This is a genomic window from Gottfriedia acidiceleris (genome assembly GCF_036421055.1).
GTDB lineage: Bacteria > Bacillota > Bacilli > Bacillales > Bacillaceae_G > Gottfriedia > Gottfriedia acidiceleris_C.
The window spans coordinates 279,690-299,645 of record NZ_JAZGQS010000001.1 but is presented as its reverse complement, the minus strand read 5'-3'; the positions used below and the strand labels follow the sequence as shown (position 1 = coordinate 299,645).

Genomic DNA, 19,956 nt, shown 5'->3' with positions numbered 1-19,956 from the left:
GAAGAAAATATTACTATTCATTAATAATCGACTAATTACCTGAGGTGAGATCTTGAATAAAAAACTTTCACTTGTTGGCTTAATTTTAATGGTTTTTACAACTGTATATGGTTTTGGAAATATACCAACAGCCTTTTATTTAATGGGGTATAGCGCAATTCCATGGTATATACTCTCAGCTATTACGTTTTTTATTCCATTTGCTTTTATGATGGCTGAATTTGGAGCTGCCTATAAGCATTCAGAAGGTGGAATTTATACATGGATGGCAGATTCAGTTGGACCTAGATTCGCTTTTATTGGAACCTTTATGTGGTTCTCTTCCTATGTAATTTATATGGTTAGTGTCTCTTCAAAGGTTTGGATTCCCTTATCGACCTTTATTTTCGGTAGAGATAAAACGCAATCCCTTTCATTATTTGGACTCTCTTCTACTCAATCTATTGGCTTATTAGCATTAATTTGGATGTTAGTTGTGACATATTTTGCTTCAAAAGGGATTGAAAGTATTAGCAAAGTTACAACGATCGGTGGGGTTACAGTTTTCTCATTAAATATAGTATTGCTAATCACAAGTATCATTATTTTTCTATTTAATGGAGGAAAATTTGCTCAACCAATTAAAAGCTTTTCATCAGCATTTGCTCACTCACCTAATCCAAATTATCTAACAAGCCTTGCAATCTTATCATTTGTTGTCTTTGCAATCTTTGCCTATGGCGGTTTAGAAGCAATTGGTGGATTAGTTGATCAAACGGAAAACGCCGAACGAAATTTTCCAAAGGGTATTACAATTTCAGCAATTATTATTTCAGTAGGTTATTCATTAGGTATTTTTTTAGTAGGAATTTTTATTAACTGGTCAAATGATTTAAGTGCTAGTACAACGAATTTAGGGAATATCACATATGTTCTAATGTACAATTTAGGATTAGAACTTGGAAAAGCTTTTTCTTTATCATTAAATACAGCCGATCAAATTGGTATTTGGTTTGCAAGAATTACTGGTTTATCAATGTTTCTTGCATATACTGGGGCATTTTTCACATTAATTTATGCACCATTAAAAACAATCATCAAAGGTACACCAAAATACTTATGGCCGACAAAATTCTCAGACACAAATGAAAAAGGTATGCCTGTCAATGCAATGTGGGTACAATTCGCAATTGTTTCAATCATTATTGTCCTAACATCTTTTGGCGGTCAAGGAGCATCTTCATTTTTTAATAAAATAACTTTAATGACGAATGTTTCAATGACATTACCTTATATATTTTTAGGTATTGCCTATCCAATGTTTAAACGGAATGACCAAATCGATAAACCTTTCCAAATTTTAAAATCAAAATCATCTGCTTTATTTGCAAGTATTCTCGTTATATTGGTAGTTGGCTTTGCAAACTTTTTTACAATCATTCAACCGGCTATTGAAGGTGATTATAACTCAACAATCTGGATGATTGCTGGTCCAATCTTCTTTTCTATTTTAGCTTTACTAATACTTAATCAGTCAAGAAAACATACTAAAAAAAGATAAGAAAATTGCTTAGCAAACTTCCCACTTATTGTTAATAGCAATTTCGAAAGTAAGTTGGAAATATAGCACATACTAAAATTGGAGGTGATATTCATGGGTCACAATCAAAATCCACATGTAAAAAAGAAAAACAAAAATAAAGGGCAACCTACACCAGCTGCAGTTAATTCAGAAGGTTATTTTGCTCCAAGTAAATCAAATACTGAAGCACTTAATGAAGTTAAAAATTCATAAAAAAATGACCGTCATTTTTTGGCGGTCTCTTTTAGTTATTTACTCATCGAATTGGCAGTTTTAATTAAATCTCGAATAGAGTATTGTTTACCGGTTTCTTCTGAAAAAAAAGTGAAATTGAATGATTTAGCCCGTCTTTCTTCCAACGAATTGTTTTTGTATTATCATCATCAGCAACAATCAAAACTTTTGTACCATCTTTTAATTTGGTTGTTTTTAATGGTTGTTGTTCTTTTGGAAAGGAAGGTTTTTTATTATGATAAGTGATGACAAACATTGTGACCTCTTCTTCCTCATTTGAATAATTAAAAGAGGTAGCATTAATAGCTCCATTTTTTTGATTTTTTTGTACATCCATTGTGACATCCTTTGCTCTAAACGGTATCTTTTCTGGTACAACCAGTTCTTTTTGTACATCTTTAGGTAATTGATCTACTACTTGTTTTATCGTTTTAGGATATTCTTTTTTTAATGATTCAACTGCTCCATTACCATGCGAACAAGCAGTTAACAAAAGAATCGAGAATAAAAGTATCATTTTTTTCAATCTATATGCCCCCTATTTTTTCAACTCTACCGTTTCACTTAATATCTCTAAATGTCATTATAATAGTCCTAAAACAAATAAAAAACTGCCTGTATCTACAGGACAGTCATAAATCGAATTCTTACGGTTCAACAATTACGATTTTACCTTTTTGTACGTATAGCAATATTTCTGCGTTTTCCGTTTCATTTCTGTAAGTGTAGCATGTAAGATCATCAAACCCACCGTGCGAAACATCATGAACTGTATTAACTAATTTGTATTTATTGCCTCTAAATTCTATTTTTCTTTCAATTGAAGGTTGTTCCGTTATGATTTGTTCCTTTGATCGAAAATTCATCTAATCACTCCTTTAGTCACGATTAGTATAGCCATTTTCTTAGTTTTCAATTTTATGCCCTGTTCCGAATCTAATTACATAACCATCCAAATCCCCACCTAAAACTCCTTCCAAACTCCCCATTCAAATTCGCTTTATTTAGGCTCGGTAACGATTATAGCTCCATTTATTTTTAATTCATCAAAATCAATAACATAAGCATACGTATTCCATGTACCTTTGTTTGGTCTAACATCTTCCTTATTATTCTCTTGAATTAACTTAAATCATAATCAAAGATCATCCCTTATTGCCCCATAATCGTTTACTTCACATCCTAAACATTCTTCTTAATATTTTTTTGAATTTTTCAAAATCAGAAACTAATAATACGGTCAATGAACTTTCTATTTTAGCTTTTTTCACCTCTCTCATATGGTACCTCTTAAACTCAATCACCCTTTTTAATAAACATTTACTTCACTTATATGAATTCAATCTATTTAAATGTATACCTTCTTTTAAAACTTTAATGAGGCCATTTTCAACATGATAAAAATTTAGTATTCATATTCTATTATTAGTGACAATTAGAATTCAAAAGATTCATTACAAAAATCTATAAATGAGGAGGTTGTTTCATGCCAAGTTGGAAAAATAAATATATCCCAATTAATCAATATACAAGGTCAGGTCAAAAATTAAATGGAGTTAAAAAAATCGTTATTCATTGGACTGCTAATCCTGGAGCAACTGCTAATGGTCATTATAAATATTTTGGTGAGGTTTTACCCCAACTAAATGCAGAGGCAATTAGTCAAGGGCGAAAACCATCTTATGCTTCGGCACATATTTTTGTGGATCCTAAAGAGGCAATATGTATCATCCCTTTAAATGAGGTGACATTCCATGCAAATGAAAAATATACTTATGTGAATGGTGTACCCTTCCGAGGTGTAGAAGCATTAAAGCCAAATGCTAATTTATTATCAATATCAGTTGAAATGTGTGTTGAAAAAGATAATCGCATTTCAAATACGACAATCAATCGAACAGTTATGGTTGTAAATGATTTATGTTCAATGTTTAATTTAACTCAAAAAGATATTGTTCGTCATTTTGATGTTACTAGAAAACCGTGCCCATACCCATTTGTAAAATATAGCGAGGTTTTTAATCATTTCAAAATAAATGTAGGGCATTTATTGAATCGCTCATTAAAATACCCTGGTCATGTGATTAAAATAGGAGATTCAAATATTTATGTCATTACCATTCAACAGCTTTTAAGTATTACGCCAGACGGTCATTTCGGTACACAGACTGCAAATGCCGTAAAACGATTTCAACAACATAACGGTCTAACACCGGATGGGATTGTTGGAGAAAAGACATGGAACAAGTTAAATAAATAATTTTATTTTGAATTTTAATTTCATAACAATCTCAAATGTTCATTCCACTTCGAGAGCAAATTTTAAAAATTGTACAAACAAAATCGATTGTTCTTTCATCATTATTTCTTCCGCTGATAGTATCGCATAGTCTAGAGCAAGTCCATCAATAAATGAAACAATCATTCTTGCTAAAATTTCACTATCATACTTTTTACTAAATTCATTGTTTTTTTGACCTTCTTTTATGACATCAGAAAAGATCTTAATACCATAAAAATAACGTTCTTTCCCATATTTTTTTCGTCTATCATCATTTCTACCAGTTATAAAAAACTCTAAAGTAATTGGTGCCAAAGGATCCATTCGATCATTTGGCACTCTGCTTTTACCGAACATTCTTAATAAAAGTAATTCCCAATAAGAATCAACAGTTTGATTTAATAATTGACTTGTTTCTTCAGACACTCTCAATAGAGACTCATATAAAAGGGATTCAAACAATTCTTCTTTATTTGCAAAGTATTGATATAATCCACCTCTACTTACATTTGCTGCGTCCATCACATGCTTCATAGTCGTTCTTTCATATCCATTTTCGATAAATACTTGTTTTGCTGCTTCTAATATTTTAATTCGACGTTGCTGTTGGTGCTCCTTGCTGACTTTCGGAGACATTTTTCTTCCCCCGCTCTACTCTATTTTTCGTTAAGAATCCGATTAGTGAGACAAATACTAAAAGTGATGCAGAAATAATAAATGTTGGGATGACACCTATTACAGTTGATAGCCATCCTCCTAATAAAGGTCCGATAATTGTTGCTGTTGTTGTAACACTTCCTATTACGCCAAAAACTCTTCCAGTTAACTCAACTGGCGTATCGACCTGAACAGATGCCTGGAAAGGAACAAATACTAGGCCAGCTGCAAATCCTGCAAACAACCCTAATAGCGGTGCCCAAACAATCGAAAAATTGAGATTAATCTGTGTGAATATAGCCATCATACCAAAACCAATTCCGATTCCACAAACTCCAATTAACATTAAATTATAGGCACGATAATTTGTTTTTTTCGCTAATATTAGACTAGAAAAAAACATTCCTACTCCAGAGCCAGTTACTAAATAGCCAAATAAACCTGGAGATGCATGTTTAAGTTCCCTTATTAAAACGATAATTTGCGAATCTGATAACTGCAAGATTAAGAGACTAAAACCTAAAAATAACATACCGACTAAAATTTGAGTATTTGATTTAATAAATGAAACGCCTTCCATAAATTCAGTTTTATAGGAAGGTTTAGCTTTCACTTTTTCTTCTTTAATCTGCTGGGCAACTTTTGGAAGCAAGAAAATTAAAATCGCAGAGATCATAAATGATACTGAATTAATATAGAATACTGGCGTTGTTCCAGCTGCCGAAACTAGGATCCCACTCAAAATCGGTCCGAAAATTTTTGTAGCTGAGTCAATCATAGCTGTAATGGACATCGCGCTCTTTATTTCTTCATTCGGAACTAGTTCCTTTAACTTACCATTTTTCGCAGGATTAAAAACAGCAGAAAACAATCCTATCGTAAACAAACAAATATAGACCATCCACAACGTATTTGCTAATGCAAGTAAAACAAATAAACCAGCACGGACAATATCTGATAAAACCATCAATTGTTTTCTACTAAAACGATCTGCTATCGTTCCCACCATAGGTCCTAATAAAGCCATCGGAACAGCGAGACATAAAATAATAAATGAAACTTCAATTGGCGTTGCATTCCATTTTAACCCTACAAGCGTAATGATTGCGACAATACTTAACCAATCACCCATATTTGATATCGCTTGAGCAACCATTAATGTTAAGTATCCTTTATTATTCCTTAGACCCTTCATCTTGCTTAGCCCCCTTAAAAACCGACACTGATGTCGTTTTTATTTCATTATAACGACACTAATGTCGTTTTTCAATCATTTTTTCTGAAAATTAACTATATTCCTTGTTTAACTTTATTCAAAAATGGAATTAAAAGTATCATTATTTTAGCTTGCTAATTTTCTTTCCTTTTGAATAATACAAAACGAACCTGGTTTTTAGTTTACTAACAAACAAGATGAATTCAGTCCTTAATCTTTCATCACCCTAAAATAGGATTTAGATAATTGTTCTAAACTAATCCAAAATTATACTTTATTGCCTACTCAACTTTAAAATAAATAATAGTAAAATATAGATAGATGAATTTAAGGAGACGTGTATTGAAAAGTGACAGTATACAAACCAAAGATTTCAACAATATTACTTTTTACTATAAGTGGTAGTCTATTTCTTTTTATACTATTGATGGCCATTACAAGTAGTAAACATTACTCGATTTCAGATTTATTTATACATATCGGTTTTTTATTATTTGTTTTTTACTTTTTTGGTCTTCAATTAAATTATGGACTTATCGTAAAAAAGGAGTCGGTATATATTGGGATGAGGAAAGCGTAGTTGTAGACTTTGATGGAAATAAAATATTATAGGATGAAATTGAAAATATTGATGTTTTTAAAACAAAATCTTTCAGATCAACCTTTATAATGGCTCATTTTTCAAAACAAGAGCAAGTTCGATTAAGACATAAACTTCCTTTAAAAAATATTTTTTGGAGACATATAGGGAGTATTGATTGGATTGAAATTGAAAAACCAAGAGAAATGCATCATAATCTAGTAAAATATTGGGAGAAAAAGAAGGTAAAATTTTAAAACACTAAAAAAAACGATAGAAGCTCGTTTCAGGCTTCTATCGTTTTTAGGCAGAGTTAGAAAAATGGGAGAAATTTTCGTAATATTCTTCAACACTTTAATGTAGGATCGAATTACTCAAAAGAAAATCCAACAGTTTCATTTTTTTCCCAATTTTGCTTTTTTTGTTTACGTAAAATTGATTTCATTTCGTCGCATAAACGTATGATATCTACTTTTTTTTCACATTCCCACTCAATAATGATTGAAATATATAACTCATTTAATTGAGCATAAGAGAAGTCATTCGTTGAATCGATTAATAGCTGTAATTCTTCATTGTTTAAAATTCGATTTAATTTTTTCTTTTGTAAGTAGTCGGAACGCATTTCTTTTGTTGGTTGTTTAATTTCATATGCTCGATCAAATCTACCAGAGCGATTCATTAATGCAGGATCAATTTTTTCAGGATAATTAGTCGTTCCAATTAAAAATAAACCTTCTTTAGAAGTGGCACCATCAATCGTGTTTAGAAATACTGAGCGAACTGAAGGAGGCATACTGTCAATATCCTCGATTACTAGTACCATTGGTGTTAATTTTAACACCGAACTAAAAACCTCTTTGATTGTGTAACTTGATGTATATTCCGTAATTTGCCAATATGCAACTGGTGCGTTAATACTACTTGCAATGGATTTGACTAATGTTGTTTTTCCATTTCCAGGATTTCCGTATAATAAAAATCCTCGTTTATATGGGATATCATATGTTTTAAAGAAGTCTCGACCTTCATGAAAGAAATGGTCTATCGATCGATAAATTTCTCTTTTTAAAGATTCTTCTAAAAATACATCTTCTCTACTAACCATTTTAGTAATATTTTCAATTGATGTTTCGACTCCGTCATCTGTATCTGTATAGACGGTTACATAATTTTTAATATAATCTCGTTTTCTTTTTAGTACATATTGAAAAAAGGATGCAAGACATGAATCATTTTTAGCAAAAATTAGGTCTCTATTATATTGATTATCGGCTTCAAATATCATCGCTTTCGATAAAGCCACTCCGTAATTCGGATAATAATATAATCCATTTTCAACTCTTGGCTTAATGATGAGTTCCAATTTTTTATCAGTATGATTCGAAGAAATAGTTTTTGTTTCAAGCTCATTATAAATATGGCTGATTAATTGAACTTCATTCGATTCTTCTTTTAGATCTTCTTCTAGAATTTCCCAGATTTCATTTGTTGTATCCTCATCTGAATACATTTGAAAATCAACCCCAAATGTATCAAATAGCTGACTTTGAATAGTTGAGATGACCTTTCCGTAATCGTAGTAAAAAGGTAATGTATTTCGTTCCATATCCTTCGAATCAAATAATACATTTATTTTTGTCATGCAATTCTCCTTTGCTTTCCGATCTTTCTTACAATTCTAAATCTTTCGTTTCTATAAGTCTAGTCTGCAATGGATTAGACTTTCATAATTTTTTCAAAATGGACCTTATTCATGATAAACGAAAAAAAACCCCTCAAGGATTATTAATTTCCTTTGTGGGGTTTAATTCATATGTATTAAACTTTAATCCCCTACCGATTTATTCGGTGGTACTATTTTTCCTTTTCTTGAAGGATTTGAAGAGTGTTTGTCATCTTCTGTATTTATTTCTTCAGGTAAACGAGTAGGAGCTATAGGGACATTTCTTACTTCATAATTGATCACATCGGAAGAATGAAGTGTAACAATCATACTTCCACCATATCGTTTTGCGCGAATTAAAATTGGCTGATTATATTTATTCTGAAAACGGAAGTCTGGTCCATACCAACTAACTGTAGCATCACGTCCTGCTGGTACATATGGTACTCGTCTACTATGGGAATATCTTTCAATAATTTTTAGACCAGCACGATCTACTGCATTAAATAGTGTAGAAGAGACTTGACATATTCCTCCTCCAACTCCTTCAGACAATTCGCCCCTTACAATGATCGGTGCACGTTTATATCCCTTTGCCCCACTTCTCTCTCCTACTACCTTATTAAAGGAAAAAACTTCATTTGGGAAAACTACGTAATTATCAATTGCTTTTGCTGCGAGTGAAATATTATGTACTCGACTTTTATTATTTGAATTAAAGTAGGTTACATATTGTCCAATCTGTTGAATCCTAATGTGAGCTAATAATTCACTATCAACTTTAGGATAAATATCTAGCTCTGGTACTTCAATTTTAGATGGTCCTTTACTATAAAAATATGTAGTAAATTTATCCTTGAACTCTTTTTTATAAAGCCTGTAACCTACTTGACCTGGTACAATCCTACCTTGTTCATTAATTGTCGCATTTATTGGATTACGATAAATTTGTTGATCAAGTTTTTCAATAAATTGATTAAACTTTTTTTCGTTTATCATTGGTGTACCCGGAAGTGACATTGTAAAATCTTCACGATTAATTACAGCAATCGGATGACCTTGTTGAATAACAGTTAAGCTATCAGCTAGTTCAACCGATTGTGTTAATAATAAAAAACTAGCTAGTAATTTTTGAAACATAGTTGGATTCCTCCCAACATTAGTATGAACAAGATTTAGTACTTTCATGTTTTTCCTTCATAAATCAGTCACAAGTAATCATTTTTTGATACTTTTTTTGAACAACATAAAAACAGAGAAGGACTTCTAGGCTTCTCTAAGCTATTTTTATTGTATATTTAATTGTTTTGATCTATTTTAAAATCTATAGCCTTGTTTGCCGATTTCACTTTTTTAATTGCAGTCTCACTAAAGTACTAAAATACAAAAAAATACGAGCCGCAAGTAAGCAACTCGTAAATTTTTAATCCATTTTAAGATTTGAAATCGTTCATAATTACATTAATCGTATTAAACGATTCTTCTCTTATCGTTGTATCATGTTCTTTATTCGCATTAAATGTAATTAAAGCCTTCCATAAAGCCCAGCCTCTTGCTCTGTGCCAAGTATTTTCATCAAAGTTTAAAACGTTTTTAAAAACGTTTCTACTATTGGTATCGAAAAATGTCCATGCCATTGCAGCATCACATGATGGATCACCTACTCCAAGTATTCCAAAATCAATGACTGCACATAGCTTTCCATTTTTAACAAGTAAGTTTCCTGGCGCAATGTCGCCATGTACCCATACTGGTTCTCGCTCCCATTTGGAACTAAGAGCTAGTTGCCAAATATCTGTTAGTAAATCTTTGTTAAAAAGCTCTTTTGTTTGATCTATTGAATCTCTTGTTTCTTTGTCGTAGACTGCTAAGTGGCCACCTCTAAAGAAATTATGCTTTCCTGCAATTGGCCCGCCGTTAACATCAATTGACTGGAACTCATTTAAAAACTGCCCTAAATCTTCTGCAAATTGACTTAAATCACTTATATTTTCTTTACTTGATGACTCTCCATCGATCCATTCATTAATCGTCCACGGCCATGGATAGTATTTACTAGGACTTCCTTTTGCTAGCGGTTTAGAAATTGGTAACCTTAGTTTATTGGCTAAAATGGGTAACCATTTATGTTCTTTTTCAACTTGAGGAACATAGCATTGTGCGCTTGGTAATCTTACACTCATATTATCCCCTAAATGGAACGTTCTGTTATCATTGCCACTTAATTTTACAGGTTTTATTTCTAAGTCAGACCAAATTGGAAATTGTTCAATAATTAATTGTTTTACTAATTCAACATTTATTTTATCCATCTAATCTCCCTAATTTTTGCTATCAAACTAATAAATTATTTGTATTTTACTTTTGGGTAATCAATATAAACGTAACTCCGAACTTGTCTGTAACAGTTCCAAAAGCAGGACTAAATGGTACCGCTTCTAATGGTGCGATGATATGTCCATCTTGTTGTAATGAGTTAAAAATGCGCTTTGTTTTTTCTACGCTATCGATCGAAAGATTAATCGTGACTTCTACTTTTTTATTTTCATAATTAGGTGTATTTTGTTGAAAGTCTTTGTTCGGATTCGATTGAATTGGCGCATCAAATAATATAAGCTCACTTTCACCAATTTTTAAAATTGCATTTGCAACACTATTCTTTAATGCTTCTGGACAAGGAATTGGCATTTCACCGTATGTTTGTACATTAAGAACCTCGGCTTCAAGTTCTCTTTCATAAAAATGAACTGCTTCTTTAGCATTCCCACTCATAACAATACATGGTGTAATTTTTAACGTCATAAATGCCATCTCCCTTATCTATTTCTTAATGGATTTTACAGCCTTCTCTAATCGTGACAAAGCTTCTTCTATTGTTTTACGTGTGCATGCGTAATTCAATCTCATAAAACCATCTCCATCGATTCCAAAACCGCGACCTTCATTTAAACCTAATTTCGCATCATTAATCATAAATTCGTTCAATTGGTCACCTCTTAGACCTAAACCTCTAAAATCAAGCCATCCTAAGTAGGTCGCTTCTGTAACTCTCATTTTTACTTCAGGAATATTTGTTTTTAAGTAATTATGTATAAACTCCGCGTTTCCTTTTAAATAAATCAATAATTCATCAAGCCATTTTTCACCTTCGTTATAAGCTGCAATTACTGCCTCAATTCCAAAAATATTTAAGTTTTCTAAACTCGAACGTGCAACCGAATGAGAAAACTCTGTAAACAAATCTTGATTTGGAATAACAGCAAGTGATGAAAATAAACCTGCGATATTGAATGTTTTGCTTGGCGACATGAATGTAATACTCATATTTGCCGCATCTTCACTTAAAGAATAAAAAGGTGTGTGACTACCTTTCTTGTAGACTAAATCAGCATGAATTTCATCTGCAATGACAACAATCTTATTCTTTTTACATATGTCCATCAAACCTGATAATTCTTCTTTCGTCCACACTCTTCCAACAGGATTTGCAGGGCTACAAAGAATCATCATTTTAGTTTTAGAAGTAATTTTATTTTCTAGATCTTCTAAATCCATATAATAATAACCATCTTCTTCAATTAAAGAATTTTCAATTATATTCCTTCCATTATTTTTAATTGTACTGAAAAATGGAAAGTATACTGGTGGCTGGATGATAATATCATCACCAGGCTTTGTGAATGCATCAATTGCTAAATTCAAGGCTGGAACCACACCCGGTACATTTGTTAACCATTCTCTTTTTATCGATGTATTATAACGTTTACTTGCCCAATTCATTGCAGATGTAAAAAATTCTTCAGGAATATGTCCATATCCATAAATAGGATGTTGTGCTCGTTTCGTAATAGCCTCTACAATCCCAGGCGCACAAGCAAAGTCCATATCGGCAACCCATAAAGGTAGTACATCCGTACATCCAAATACTCGATCAACTGAGTCCCACTTCGTACTATTTGTATTTTTTCTATTATGTTCTTCATTAAAGTTAAAGTTCATTTTTAATCCCCCACCATTTTTCGATCATTTATGATTAAGATTTTGGTATTTATATTATGGTATATAGTTAATTAATAGTATTTTCGTAAACATAATTTATATCCAAATTATACTATTTTGCAAGAAAATTCAATTAGAAATAAGTCTTTTAGTGTAAGAAGCAACTAAATCATTAATAATCAACTGGTAAAAAATGAATAATACAAGTGCTTGATTTTAATAAATTTTTATTTTATAGTTAACCACATGGTTAACTATTATGATGACAATCTTGATCAAGTATTTTCAGTTTTATCAGATCCAACACGGAGAGCAATCATCCAAGAGCTATCTAAAGGAGAGAATACAGTTAAAAAATTAGCTGAACCATTTGATATGTCTTTGCCTGCTTTTTCAAAGCATATGAAGGTTTTAGAAAATGCTGGTTTGGTTTCTTTTAAGAAAGTTGGGAGATTTAAGTATTATTATCTTCATCCAAGTGCAATTTCATCTGCATCTAATTGGCTAAATGAATTAAAGTCCTTATGGGAGCAACAGCTATCAAGTTTGGAACAATTTTTATTATCTGAAGAAAATGGAGGTAATGATGATGATCACGATGAATAATCCACAAAACTTCACTTTAAAACTTAATCATGTTTATCCTGTAAAGAAAGAAAAAGTATTTGCAGCATGGACTAAACCAGAGTTGTTAGAAAAATGGTGGGGTCCACAAGGCTATACAACGAAAATAGTAGAAATGAATGTTGAAGTACATGGTAATTATAAATTCATTATGAAATCACCAAATGGTATTGAACATATTGTATATGGACAATATTTAGAAATTTTATCAAATGAAAAATTAGTTTTTACATGGCAATGGGAACAACAAGCTGGTTTTCCTGTTACAAATGTAACTGTCGATTTTCTTGAGAAAGATGGAAAAACTGAAGTAATCGTAACTCATACAAATCTTCCTACTGAAGAAGAAGCAAAAAATCATACACATGGTTGGACAAGTTTCTTAGAGGAGAAGCTTACGAGATTTTTTCAATAATAAACTAAATGAAAAGAGGAATATAAAATGGTAAATATGCCACATCAAATTACAATTAATGAAACTCCAGACAAAGTATTTGAAGCAATTACAACAACTGAAGGTATCAAATCTTGGTGGTCTACGGATGCGAAGGCAGAGCCACAATTAGGAAGTATTACCGAAGTCGCTTTTTATAACCGTCAAGCTGTTTTCCAATTACAAGTTGACCAATTAGAACCTGGGAAATTATTAGAGTGGAGTGCAAAACATGATATGCCAGCTTGGAAAGGTACAAAAATACGTTTTGAATTAAATGCGAACGAAAATGGTGCAACTGTATTAAATTTCAATCACTCTGGATTTGAATCAATGGAAGGTCCTTATGCAATGATCAATACAACATGGGGTACTTTAATGTATATTTTAAAACAATATGTTGAAGGTAAAAATCCTGCAGTTTGGCATCAAGGTTAATATAAAGAATGGTAGATGTACAAACTGAAATTACAATTAATTGCCCTTTAGAGAAAGTATCCGAGTATGCATCGAATCCAGACAACGCTCCAAAATGGTATGTAAATATTAATTTAGTAGAATGGAAAACGGAAAAACCTTTACGAGTCGGTTCAAAGATTGCATTTAAAGCACAGTTTTTAAGTAAAGAACTAGCATATATATATGAGATCATTGAATATACTTCAGGGCAAAAACTAGTAATGAAAACAGCTACTGGTCCTTTTCCAATGGAAACCACATACACATGGTCAAAGGTAAACGATTATTCTACTCGAATGACTTTGAGAAACAAAGGAATTCCAAAAGGATTCTCTAAAGTTGTTACCCCATTTATGTCCATGATGATGAAAAGAGCAAATATGAAAGATTTAAGAGCAATTAAAAGAATTTTAGAAACAACAAATAATTGAAATTTAGGTATAAACATTCAAAGTATCCTTTTTAATTAAATATATTTCAAAAATTAATCTATTTTTTTCATAAAGCTTGCGAATAATAATTCCATCTAATTGTGAATGGAGGGTAAATTATGAAAAAAGAAGATGAATACACTGATGATATGAATCAACTATTAGAAATTATCAATGCAAAAGGTGATACTGGTGAATTACTTGAAATTGTAGACAAATATAAACAAGCTGAAAATCCAGAATGTAATCATGACCTTTTTTATCAAGAACTAAGAGTGATTGCTGAGGATAGTGCAAAAGAAGATTAAATACAGTAGGGTAAATGAGTAGTGGAACTTATATTAGTCCCACTACTTTTTACTTTTTTTACAAATCGAACCGTACATTCAACTTTATATGTATACCGATAAATTTATAAACTATATTCTTCAGTAGGAATTTTACCTTTTAAAATATCATATTCAGCTTTCATTTCACCAAACTTTTGAGGATTCCCGTGGTCTGGAGCATAATCAGGGTGCCAAAGCTTTGTATATTCCCTCATTTGTTTCTTCCAAACTTCAGCACTATCATTCGGATTGAAATACTTGAAATTATGTTTTTTATTTTTCTTGATTGAAGTAGAGTAATTTCGTAAATACTCTTCCCATACTCTAGCCCAATCAACTATTTTCTTTTTATATTCTTTTGCTTTCTCAGCATTTTTCCTTTTTTCTTCTTTCTTCCAATCTTCCATTCTTTGGCTAAAATCTTTAATACCTTGTTTTGAGTTTCGCCATCTTAGCTCTGCATCTCTTATTTCTTGGTCTGTAATTTCTTCAAATAAATTTTCTTCGTTAAGAACTTCATTAAGATTTGCTTCATTTTCCTTTGAATCTATCTGTAGATCATACATTTCTTCAATCATTTTTTCGATTAACTCTGCACTAGTTTTCCCTGTAAGTTGGGATAGCTTTTCCAGTTTTTCAGTGGTTTCTATTTGAACCTTATGTGTTAAATAGACGTATCTAGTTTTGTTCCTCAAGCACCTCAACTCCTTAATTAAATGTTACTATACAAGCATAAATCGATATATTAAATAATGAAGTCAATCATGTTACATTCTTTTAGCATATTCTCTTAATTGAAATAGGACTGGTCTAAAAGTAGACTAATGTAAAATATTAATAATGTAGTGAAACCTTAATGGAATGTTTTATTTTTATAAAATGAGTACGATAATATCCAGATTTTCACTTCAGGTAGAACCTTATATACATAAGTTTAAATTTTATTATCAACTTATTTTATTCGATATTAATCTATTGCAACCTTTCTTAATTCAATAATATTTTTTTATCAAGCTTAATAATTTTTTCGAAATTCTCACGAGAACAAATTATTTATATAATTTCATTAAATAAATGATTTATAAGGGAGTGGACTCTATTATTACTCAATTTAAAAATATACCAACAACTTGTATTTCAGACGTAATGGATGGTCTAAATAATATGGATCCGTCCATAAAGCCTTTAAAAGATGAATATCGATTTGCTGGAAGAGCGCTGACTGTTAAAATCCCTGTTGGTGATAATTTGGCTGTATTAAAGGCAATTCGGGAAGCAAATAAAGGAGATGTCATTGTAATCGATGCAAAAGGGGATCGATACAGGGCAATTGCAGGAGACTTTATTGTCGGAATGGCACAAACAATGGGCGTTAGTGCAATAGTTGCTGATGGGGTAATCCGAGATATAAGCGGAATTAAAAAATTAAATTTCCCAGTATTCTGTAAAGGAACTACCGTTGCTGCAAGCGGTAAAATTGGAGTAGGCGATATTAATATTCCAATATCATGTGGAGGTACATCAGTTAACCCAGGAGATATCATTGTTGGTGATGCAGATGGAGTTGTTGTAATCCCTCAATCAGAAGCAAAAACAATTTTGGCAAAATCATTAGATAAAATAAAAAAAGATGAACAAAGAGAAGAACAAGTATCTGGTAATATTAAAGCGATTAAATCGTATATTGATCAGATGCTCTTAAAGTAACAACTGAATAATTTTTTCTTCTATAAAAAAGGTTCTTACTATAGGTATTGGAAATAACCATATTAGAACCTTTTTTACTACCCTAAAATTGTAACTTTTTTAATTTTCTTTTTATAAAAGTTTTTTAGCGCCTTCCATTATGTCATTTATTAAGTTTTCTACCGATACCTTTTTAGATAATCTAGGACTTTGTCCCGACCAAAGTGACATAAACTCTTTTTTATTTTGTACAGAAGATGCTTTTCTCATCGTTTGGGTCATCGTATTTTGAACGGGAAACGGTGGTAAATCAGCTTCGTGTTTTTTCATTTCCGTAATAAATTTATTTTCGATTCCTCTTGCCCATTTCCCTGAAAATGCACGGGTTAAAACTAACTGGTCTTCAGTAGAATTTAGTATCGCATTTTTATGTACTTCATGTGCCCCACTTTCAAAACAAGTTAAAAAAGCGGTACCCATTTGAACAGCTTGCGCCCCTAAACAAAGAGATGCCATTAAGCCTCTTCCGTCCATAATTCCACCTGCTGCAATTACTGGAATACGAACCTGATCAACCACTTGAGGTATTAGCGACATTAATCCAATTAAACTTTCCTCATGATCACTTAAAAAATTACCTCGATGCCCACCTGCTTCACTACCTTGTACGACAATTAGATCCATTCCTGACTTCTCAATTTCAATTGCTTCATTTACAGTAGTTGCTGTTCCAATCAAAATAATATTATGTAGCTTTAGCTCTTTTATCATATCCTTTGAAGGTATACCGAATGTAAATGAACAAATCGGAACCCCTTCTTTAATGATCACTTTTATTTGTTCGTGAAATGTATCATTTGAAGAATGAAAATTTTGAACTTGTATGCATTTATTTTGTTTTATATTTAATTCCTCATTGAAAGGTTGTAATAAATCATTAGATTTTGAAATTTCATTTTCGTTTACAATAAAATCATTTGGAACAAATAGATTAATTCCGAAAGGTTTATTCGTTAATGTTTTTATTTCTCTAATTTGTTCACGTACTTCTGTTGGAGTCATATAGCCCGCTCCGATTGTACCTAAAGCTCCACAATTTGATACTTTAGCTACAAAATCTGAAGTAGTGACTCCCCCAGCCATCGGAGCTTGAATAATTGGAGATTCTATATTTAAAAGTTCAGTGATTTGATTTTTAAACATTATTTCACCCCTAATAATTTTAACTTTTTTCTACTCACCAAAAAAAGTCCCGAATAGTCTTGCAACACTATCGGGACCTTACCTATTATTTTATTACATTCGTAGATGTTGAGGGAATATTTACGCCTAGATTTAAAAGTCCATGGCCTTCCTCAAACGTACTGTATCCGATTGGTACTGTATGACTTATTAACAGTTCAAACAAATCTGGTTCAGTGATTTTCTCATTATTCTCAGATTCAAATTGCTGAATTAATAATGCAATAGCCCCTGAAACATGTGGTGTTGCCATTGATGTACCAGAAAGAACAGCATATTGATTTGTCGGATAAGTCGAAAGAATCTTTTCTCCCGGCGCAACTAAATCAATTTCGTTATTTGTATTACTAAAATTGGATAATCGTTTTTGAAGACTTACGGAACCTACTTCTATAACTTCGTCGTAGGCACCTGGATAGCTATATTCATTAGTTGAGCCATCCCCATCACCTTCATTACCAGCTGCGCATACAACGGCTATATTTTGTTCAACCGCTCTTTGAATCGCTGCATGTAACGAAGAATCATCCTCTGGACCACCTAATGACATTGAAATCACTCGAACAGTTTCCCCATTAGAGCCTTTCCAATTGGTCGCATAATCAATCGCTTGTACAATTGATTCAATGCTTCCTTCACCAGCACCAGTTAATACTTTTAAAACGAGAAGTTTTGCTTTTGGAGCTACACCTACAACTCCTTCTCCATTTTCAGATGCTGCAATCGTTCCACAAACATGTGTACCGTGACCATTATTATCTAAGAATACGTTAGGATCCCCACCGTAGTCTTCAGTAAAATTATATCCACCAATAATTCGCTCTTGTAATTCAGGGTGGTCAGTCTGACAACCCGTATCAATAACTGCTACAACCACATCTTCCCCTTGACACCCTTTGTCCCAAATAGATTTAGCTTCAATTAAACGAACTCCAGGTGGTACTTCATTTATACTACCTTTAACTTCTTCCAGTTTGTAAGGAATCAATCTAAATTTAGACATGCCTACCAGCTCCTTTTTGGGATTTATTCGTAAAGGATAAATCTTTGAGGTATAGATTAGTATTCTACAATCATCCATAATTTCCCTTTAATTAAATTCAACTTTATTTAAAATTAATTCTAAAACTGCAGGAAAATAGAACGATTTATTTAACTAAAAAAATTTAATAAATCTTCTACCACTCCATAAAACCTTTGTTAACTTTTACAACAGATTAATCTTAGCTTAAAAAAATAGATTTATAATCTAATAGTGTTAAGGCATTATTCAAACTAGGGGGAATAAAATGCTTACTAATTTATTAACTGAAATCAAATTTTGGTGGTTTGGAGAGTTACGAGAAGAAATAGAAGAAATAGAACGAATTGAATCCAAGCATACAAGAGTTCGATTTGACTCTGATATTTATGAATTAATCCGTATCCATTAGAAAAATAATAGGAAGTTTGTCTCCAATATATAATTAGAACCACAAGATATTCATTTTAACTTGTGGTTTCTTTGTTTTATTCTTTAACTAAAAAAATGCTCAAAGTAAAGTGACTTATAAGAGCACTTTTATGTTATTAATCTATTTTTATACTAAATAATGTATGGTACAACATTGTAAGAAATAATATTTCGATCACGATACGTTTGAGTTATTACATCACTTTTTGTGCTTAATATTCCATTTTGCAATAGGACTGGTTTAAACCCCCTTTCGCTAGCTCCATTGTAGGTAAATAGCACACAATGTTCTGCTGCAAACCCAGCTATAATAACTAACTCGACGTCATTCCCTTTCAAAATCTCTTCTAATTCAGTATTCCAAAATGCATTTGAATGTTCTTTTGAAACACAAATATCTTGCTCTTCTACTTTAATTTCCGGGATGAAAGAAAGTAATTCTGAATTTAGTTCATCTGCTCCTTCAATATCTTGAACATGTATAACTAAATGATTTTTAAATCGGATACGGTCAGCAACAAAGTTTATATATTCACAAGCACCTTCAACATTTAATGACTCTTTTTTATCCTCTAAAAATATTTTTTGCATATCAATAATAAGAAAACCAATTTTCATTATTTTCCCTCCATAACACTCTATATTCCTTTTAAGTACTTATTCTATTTGTTTTTTTATAGTCCTACCTTTTTTATAAAAAATAAGTAATATTACTGTTATATTTAATGCTAGAAGTAAAAATAAAATTGATAGATAAAAATATAAAAATAGCATTGATCTAATTATCAATGCTATTACTTTTTGGCCTATCATTTTTTATAAATATTTGTTTGTCAATTAAGTGATTTATTATTTAATTCTTTAATATGTATTGGACTACCACTAATTGGTAATTTTATTACACTATATTTTCTTTGATCTGAATTTGGCAACGGTAGCTTCAATATATTTATATTTTTATCGGCAGTTACTTCATTGTGAGATTTAATCTCACTGTTTCCGCTTCGTGTTACAGCCTTTTTTAAACCAATTTGATCAAGAGCTAAAAAACTAACGACTAAACAAATAACAAAAATAGAAACAAAAAATAGATTTCTTTTCATAG

24 protein-coding genes are annotated in these 19,956 nt (G+C 31.6%); 10 read left to right on the top strand and 14 right to left on the bottom strand.

Going from position 1 to position 19,956, the window contains the following annotated elements:
- Nucleotides 1-52 precede the first annotated feature (52 nt).
- Together yjeM and RAH41_RS01390 are read left to right on the top strand one after the other, a co-directional pair.
- A complete protein-coding gene (gene yjeM / locus RAH41_RS01395) occupies nt 53-1,540 on the top strand; it encodes a glutamate/gamma-aminobutyrate family transporter YjeM (protein ID WP_331220079.1) in 1,488 nt (495 codons plus the stop codon).
- A gap of 93 nt (nt 1,541-1,633) precedes the next feature.
- Nucleotides 1,634-1,774 carry a hypothetical protein gene (locus RAH41_RS01390; RefSeq protein WP_175403438.1) on the top strand — a complete coding sequence of 47 codons (141 nt, stop codon included), beginning with the start codon at nt 1,634-1,636 and terminating at the stop codon, nt 1,772-1,774.
- 64 nt (nt 1,775-1,838) lie between these two features.
- Here RAH41_RS01390 and RAH41_RS01385 read toward each other — a convergent pair whose 3' ends face one another.
- Nucleotides 1,839-2,321: a hypothetical protein gene (locus RAH41_RS01385; protein WP_331220076.1), complete on the bottom strand. Its 483-nt coding sequence runs from the start codon at nt 2,319-2,321 to the stop codon at nt 1,839-1,841.
- A gap of 121 nt (nt 2,322-2,442) precedes the next feature.
- Nucleotides 2,443-2,661 (bottom strand): hypothetical protein, encoded by a 219-nt coding sequence (locus RAH41_RS01380; RefSeq protein ID WP_331220075.1) that lies wholly within the window; start codon nt 2,659-2,661, stop codon nt 2,443-2,445.
- A gap of 620 nt (nt 2,662-3,281) precedes the next feature.
- Between RAH41_RS01380 and RAH41_RS01375 the strand changes: the two genes are divergently transcribed.
- Nucleotides 3,282-4,055 carry an N-acetylmuramoyl-L-alanine amidase gene (locus tag RAH41_RS01375; protein WP_331220074.1) on the top strand — a complete coding sequence of 258 codons (774 nt, stop codon included), beginning with the start codon at nt 3,282-3,284 and terminating at the stop codon, nt 4,053-4,055.
- A 39-nt stretch (nt 4,056-4,094) separates the two neighbouring features.
- Here RAH41_RS01375 and RAH41_RS01370 read toward each other — a convergent pair whose 3' ends face one another.
- The 7 genes from RAH41_RS01370 to RAH41_RS01340 form a co-directional block, all read right to left on the bottom strand.
- Entirely contained in the window at nt 4,095-4,712 is a 618-nt protein-coding gene (locus tag RAH41_RS01370) for a TetR/AcrR family transcriptional regulator (protein ID WP_331220073.1), read from the bottom strand.
- Entirely contained in the window at nt 4,666-5,928 is a 1,263-nt protein-coding gene (locus tag RAH41_RS01365; protein ID WP_331220071.1) for an MFS transporter, read from the bottom strand. Before RAH41_RS01365 ends, RAH41_RS01370 begins: the two co-directional genes overlap by 47 nt.
- A gap of 971 nt (nt 5,929-6,899) precedes the next feature.
- Nucleotides 6,900-8,174, bottom strand: a complete 1,275-nt coding sequence (locus RAH41_RS01360; protein WP_331220069.1) for an ATP-binding protein — start codon at nt 8,172-8,174, stop codon at nt 6,900-6,902.
- A 183-nt stretch (nt 8,175-8,357) separates the two neighbouring features.
- Nucleotides 8,358-9,335, bottom strand: a complete 978-nt coding sequence (locus RAH41_RS01355) for a VanW family protein (protein ID WP_331220067.1) — start codon at nt 9,333-9,335, stop codon at nt 8,358-8,360.
- A gap of 293 nt (nt 9,336-9,628) precedes the next feature.
- Entirely contained in the window at nt 9,629-10,507 is an 879-nt protein-coding gene (locus RAH41_RS01350; protein ID WP_331220065.1) for an aminoglycoside phosphotransferase family protein, read from the bottom strand.
- Between the two features lie 46 nt (nt 10,508-10,553).
- Complete coding sequence (locus RAH41_RS01345; protein ID WP_331220064.1) at nt 10,554-10,997, bottom strand: VOC family protein; 444 nt, start codon at nt 10,995-10,997, stop codon at nt 10,554-10,556.
- An 18-nt stretch (nt 10,998-11,015) separates the two neighbouring features.
- A complete protein-coding gene (locus RAH41_RS01340) occupies nt 11,016-12,194 on the bottom strand; it encodes a MalY/PatB family protein (RefSeq protein ID WP_331220062.1) in 1,179 nt (392 codons plus the stop codon).
- A gap of 246 nt (nt 12,195-12,440) precedes the next feature.
- Here RAH41_RS01340 and RAH41_RS01335 point away from each other — a divergent pair, with 246 nt between their 5' ends.
- The 5 genes from RAH41_RS01335 to RAH41_RS01315 all read left to right on the top strand — a co-directional run bounded on the left by RAH41_RS01335 (nt 12,441) and on the right by RAH41_RS01315 (nt 14,449).
- Nucleotides 12,441-12,800: a metalloregulator ArsR/SmtB family transcription factor gene (locus RAH41_RS01335; RefSeq protein ID WP_331220060.1), complete on the top strand. Its 360-nt coding sequence runs from the start codon at nt 12,441-12,443 to the stop codon at nt 12,798-12,800.
- Nucleotides 12,784-13,233, top strand: coding sequence for an SRPBCC domain-containing protein (locus tag RAH41_RS01330; protein WP_331220059.1), 450 nt, complete (start codon nt 12,784-12,786; stop codon nt 13,231-13,233). Before RAH41_RS01335 ends, RAH41_RS01330 begins: the two co-directional genes overlap by 17 nt.
- A 27-nt stretch (nt 13,234-13,260) precedes the next feature.
- Entirely contained in the window at nt 13,261-13,689 is a 429-nt protein-coding gene (locus RAH41_RS01325; RefSeq protein ID WP_331220057.1) for an SRPBCC domain-containing protein, read from the top strand.
- An 8-nt stretch (nt 13,690-13,697) separates the two neighbouring features.
- On the top strand, nt 13,698-14,141 hold the full coding sequence (locus RAH41_RS01320; protein WP_331220055.1) for an SRPBCC family protein: 444 nt from the start codon (nt 13,698-13,700) through the stop codon (nt 14,139-14,141).
- Between the two features lie 119 nt (nt 14,142-14,260).
- Entirely contained in the window at nt 14,261-14,449 is a 189-nt protein-coding gene (locus RAH41_RS01315; protein WP_098172804.1) for a hypothetical protein, read from the top strand.
- 104 nt (nt 14,450-14,553) lie between these two features.
- Here RAH41_RS01315 and RAH41_RS01310 read toward each other — a convergent pair whose 3' ends face one another.
- Nucleotides 14,554-15,165: a hypothetical protein gene (locus tag RAH41_RS01310; protein ID WP_331220050.1), complete on the bottom strand. Its 612-nt coding sequence runs from the start codon at nt 15,163-15,165 to the stop codon at nt 14,554-14,556.
- Between the two features lie 394 nt (nt 15,166-15,559).
- Between RAH41_RS01310 and RAH41_RS01305 the strand changes: the two genes are divergently transcribed.
- Complete coding sequence (locus tag RAH41_RS01305) at nt 15,560-16,177, top strand: RraA family protein (protein WP_331220048.1); 618 nt, start codon at nt 15,560-15,562, stop codon at nt 16,175-16,177.
- A 111-nt stretch (nt 16,178-16,288) separates the two neighbouring features.
- On the opposite strand, the gene RAH41_RS01300 is transcribed toward RAH41_RS01305, so the two are convergent.
- Together RAH41_RS01300 and RAH41_RS01295 are read right to left on the bottom strand one after the other, a co-directional pair.
- Complete coding sequence (locus tag RAH41_RS01300) at nt 16,289-17,359, bottom strand: nitronate monooxygenase (protein WP_331220046.1); 1,071 nt, start codon at nt 17,357-17,359, stop codon at nt 16,289-16,291.
- 85 nt (nt 17,360-17,444) lie between these two features.
- A complete protein-coding gene (locus RAH41_RS01295) occupies nt 17,445-18,401 on the bottom strand; it encodes a S8 family peptidase (protein ID WP_331220044.1) in 957 nt (318 codons plus the stop codon).
- Nucleotides 18,402-18,687: 286 nt separating this feature from the next.
- Here RAH41_RS01295 and RAH41_RS01290 point away from each other — a divergent pair, with 286 nt between their 5' ends.
- Nucleotides 18,688-18,831, top strand: a complete 144-nt coding sequence (locus RAH41_RS01290) for a hypothetical protein (RefSeq protein WP_165346879.1) — start codon at nt 18,688-18,690, stop codon at nt 18,829-18,831.
- 152 nt (nt 18,832-18,983) lie between these two features.
- On the opposite strand, the gene RAH41_RS01285 is transcribed toward RAH41_RS01290, so the two are convergent.
- Nucleotides 18,984-19,469: an isochorismatase family cysteine hydrolase gene (locus RAH41_RS01285; protein WP_331220042.1), complete on the bottom strand. Its 486-nt coding sequence runs from the start codon at nt 19,467-19,469 to the stop codon at nt 18,984-18,986.
- A 215-nt stretch (nt 19,470-19,684) separates the two neighbouring features.
- Nucleotides 19,685-19,954 (bottom strand): hypothetical protein, encoded by a 270-nt coding sequence (locus tag RAH41_RS01280; protein ID WP_331220040.1) that lies wholly within the window; start codon nt 19,952-19,954, stop codon nt 19,685-19,687.
- Nucleotides 19,955-19,956: the final 2 nt, after the last annotated feature.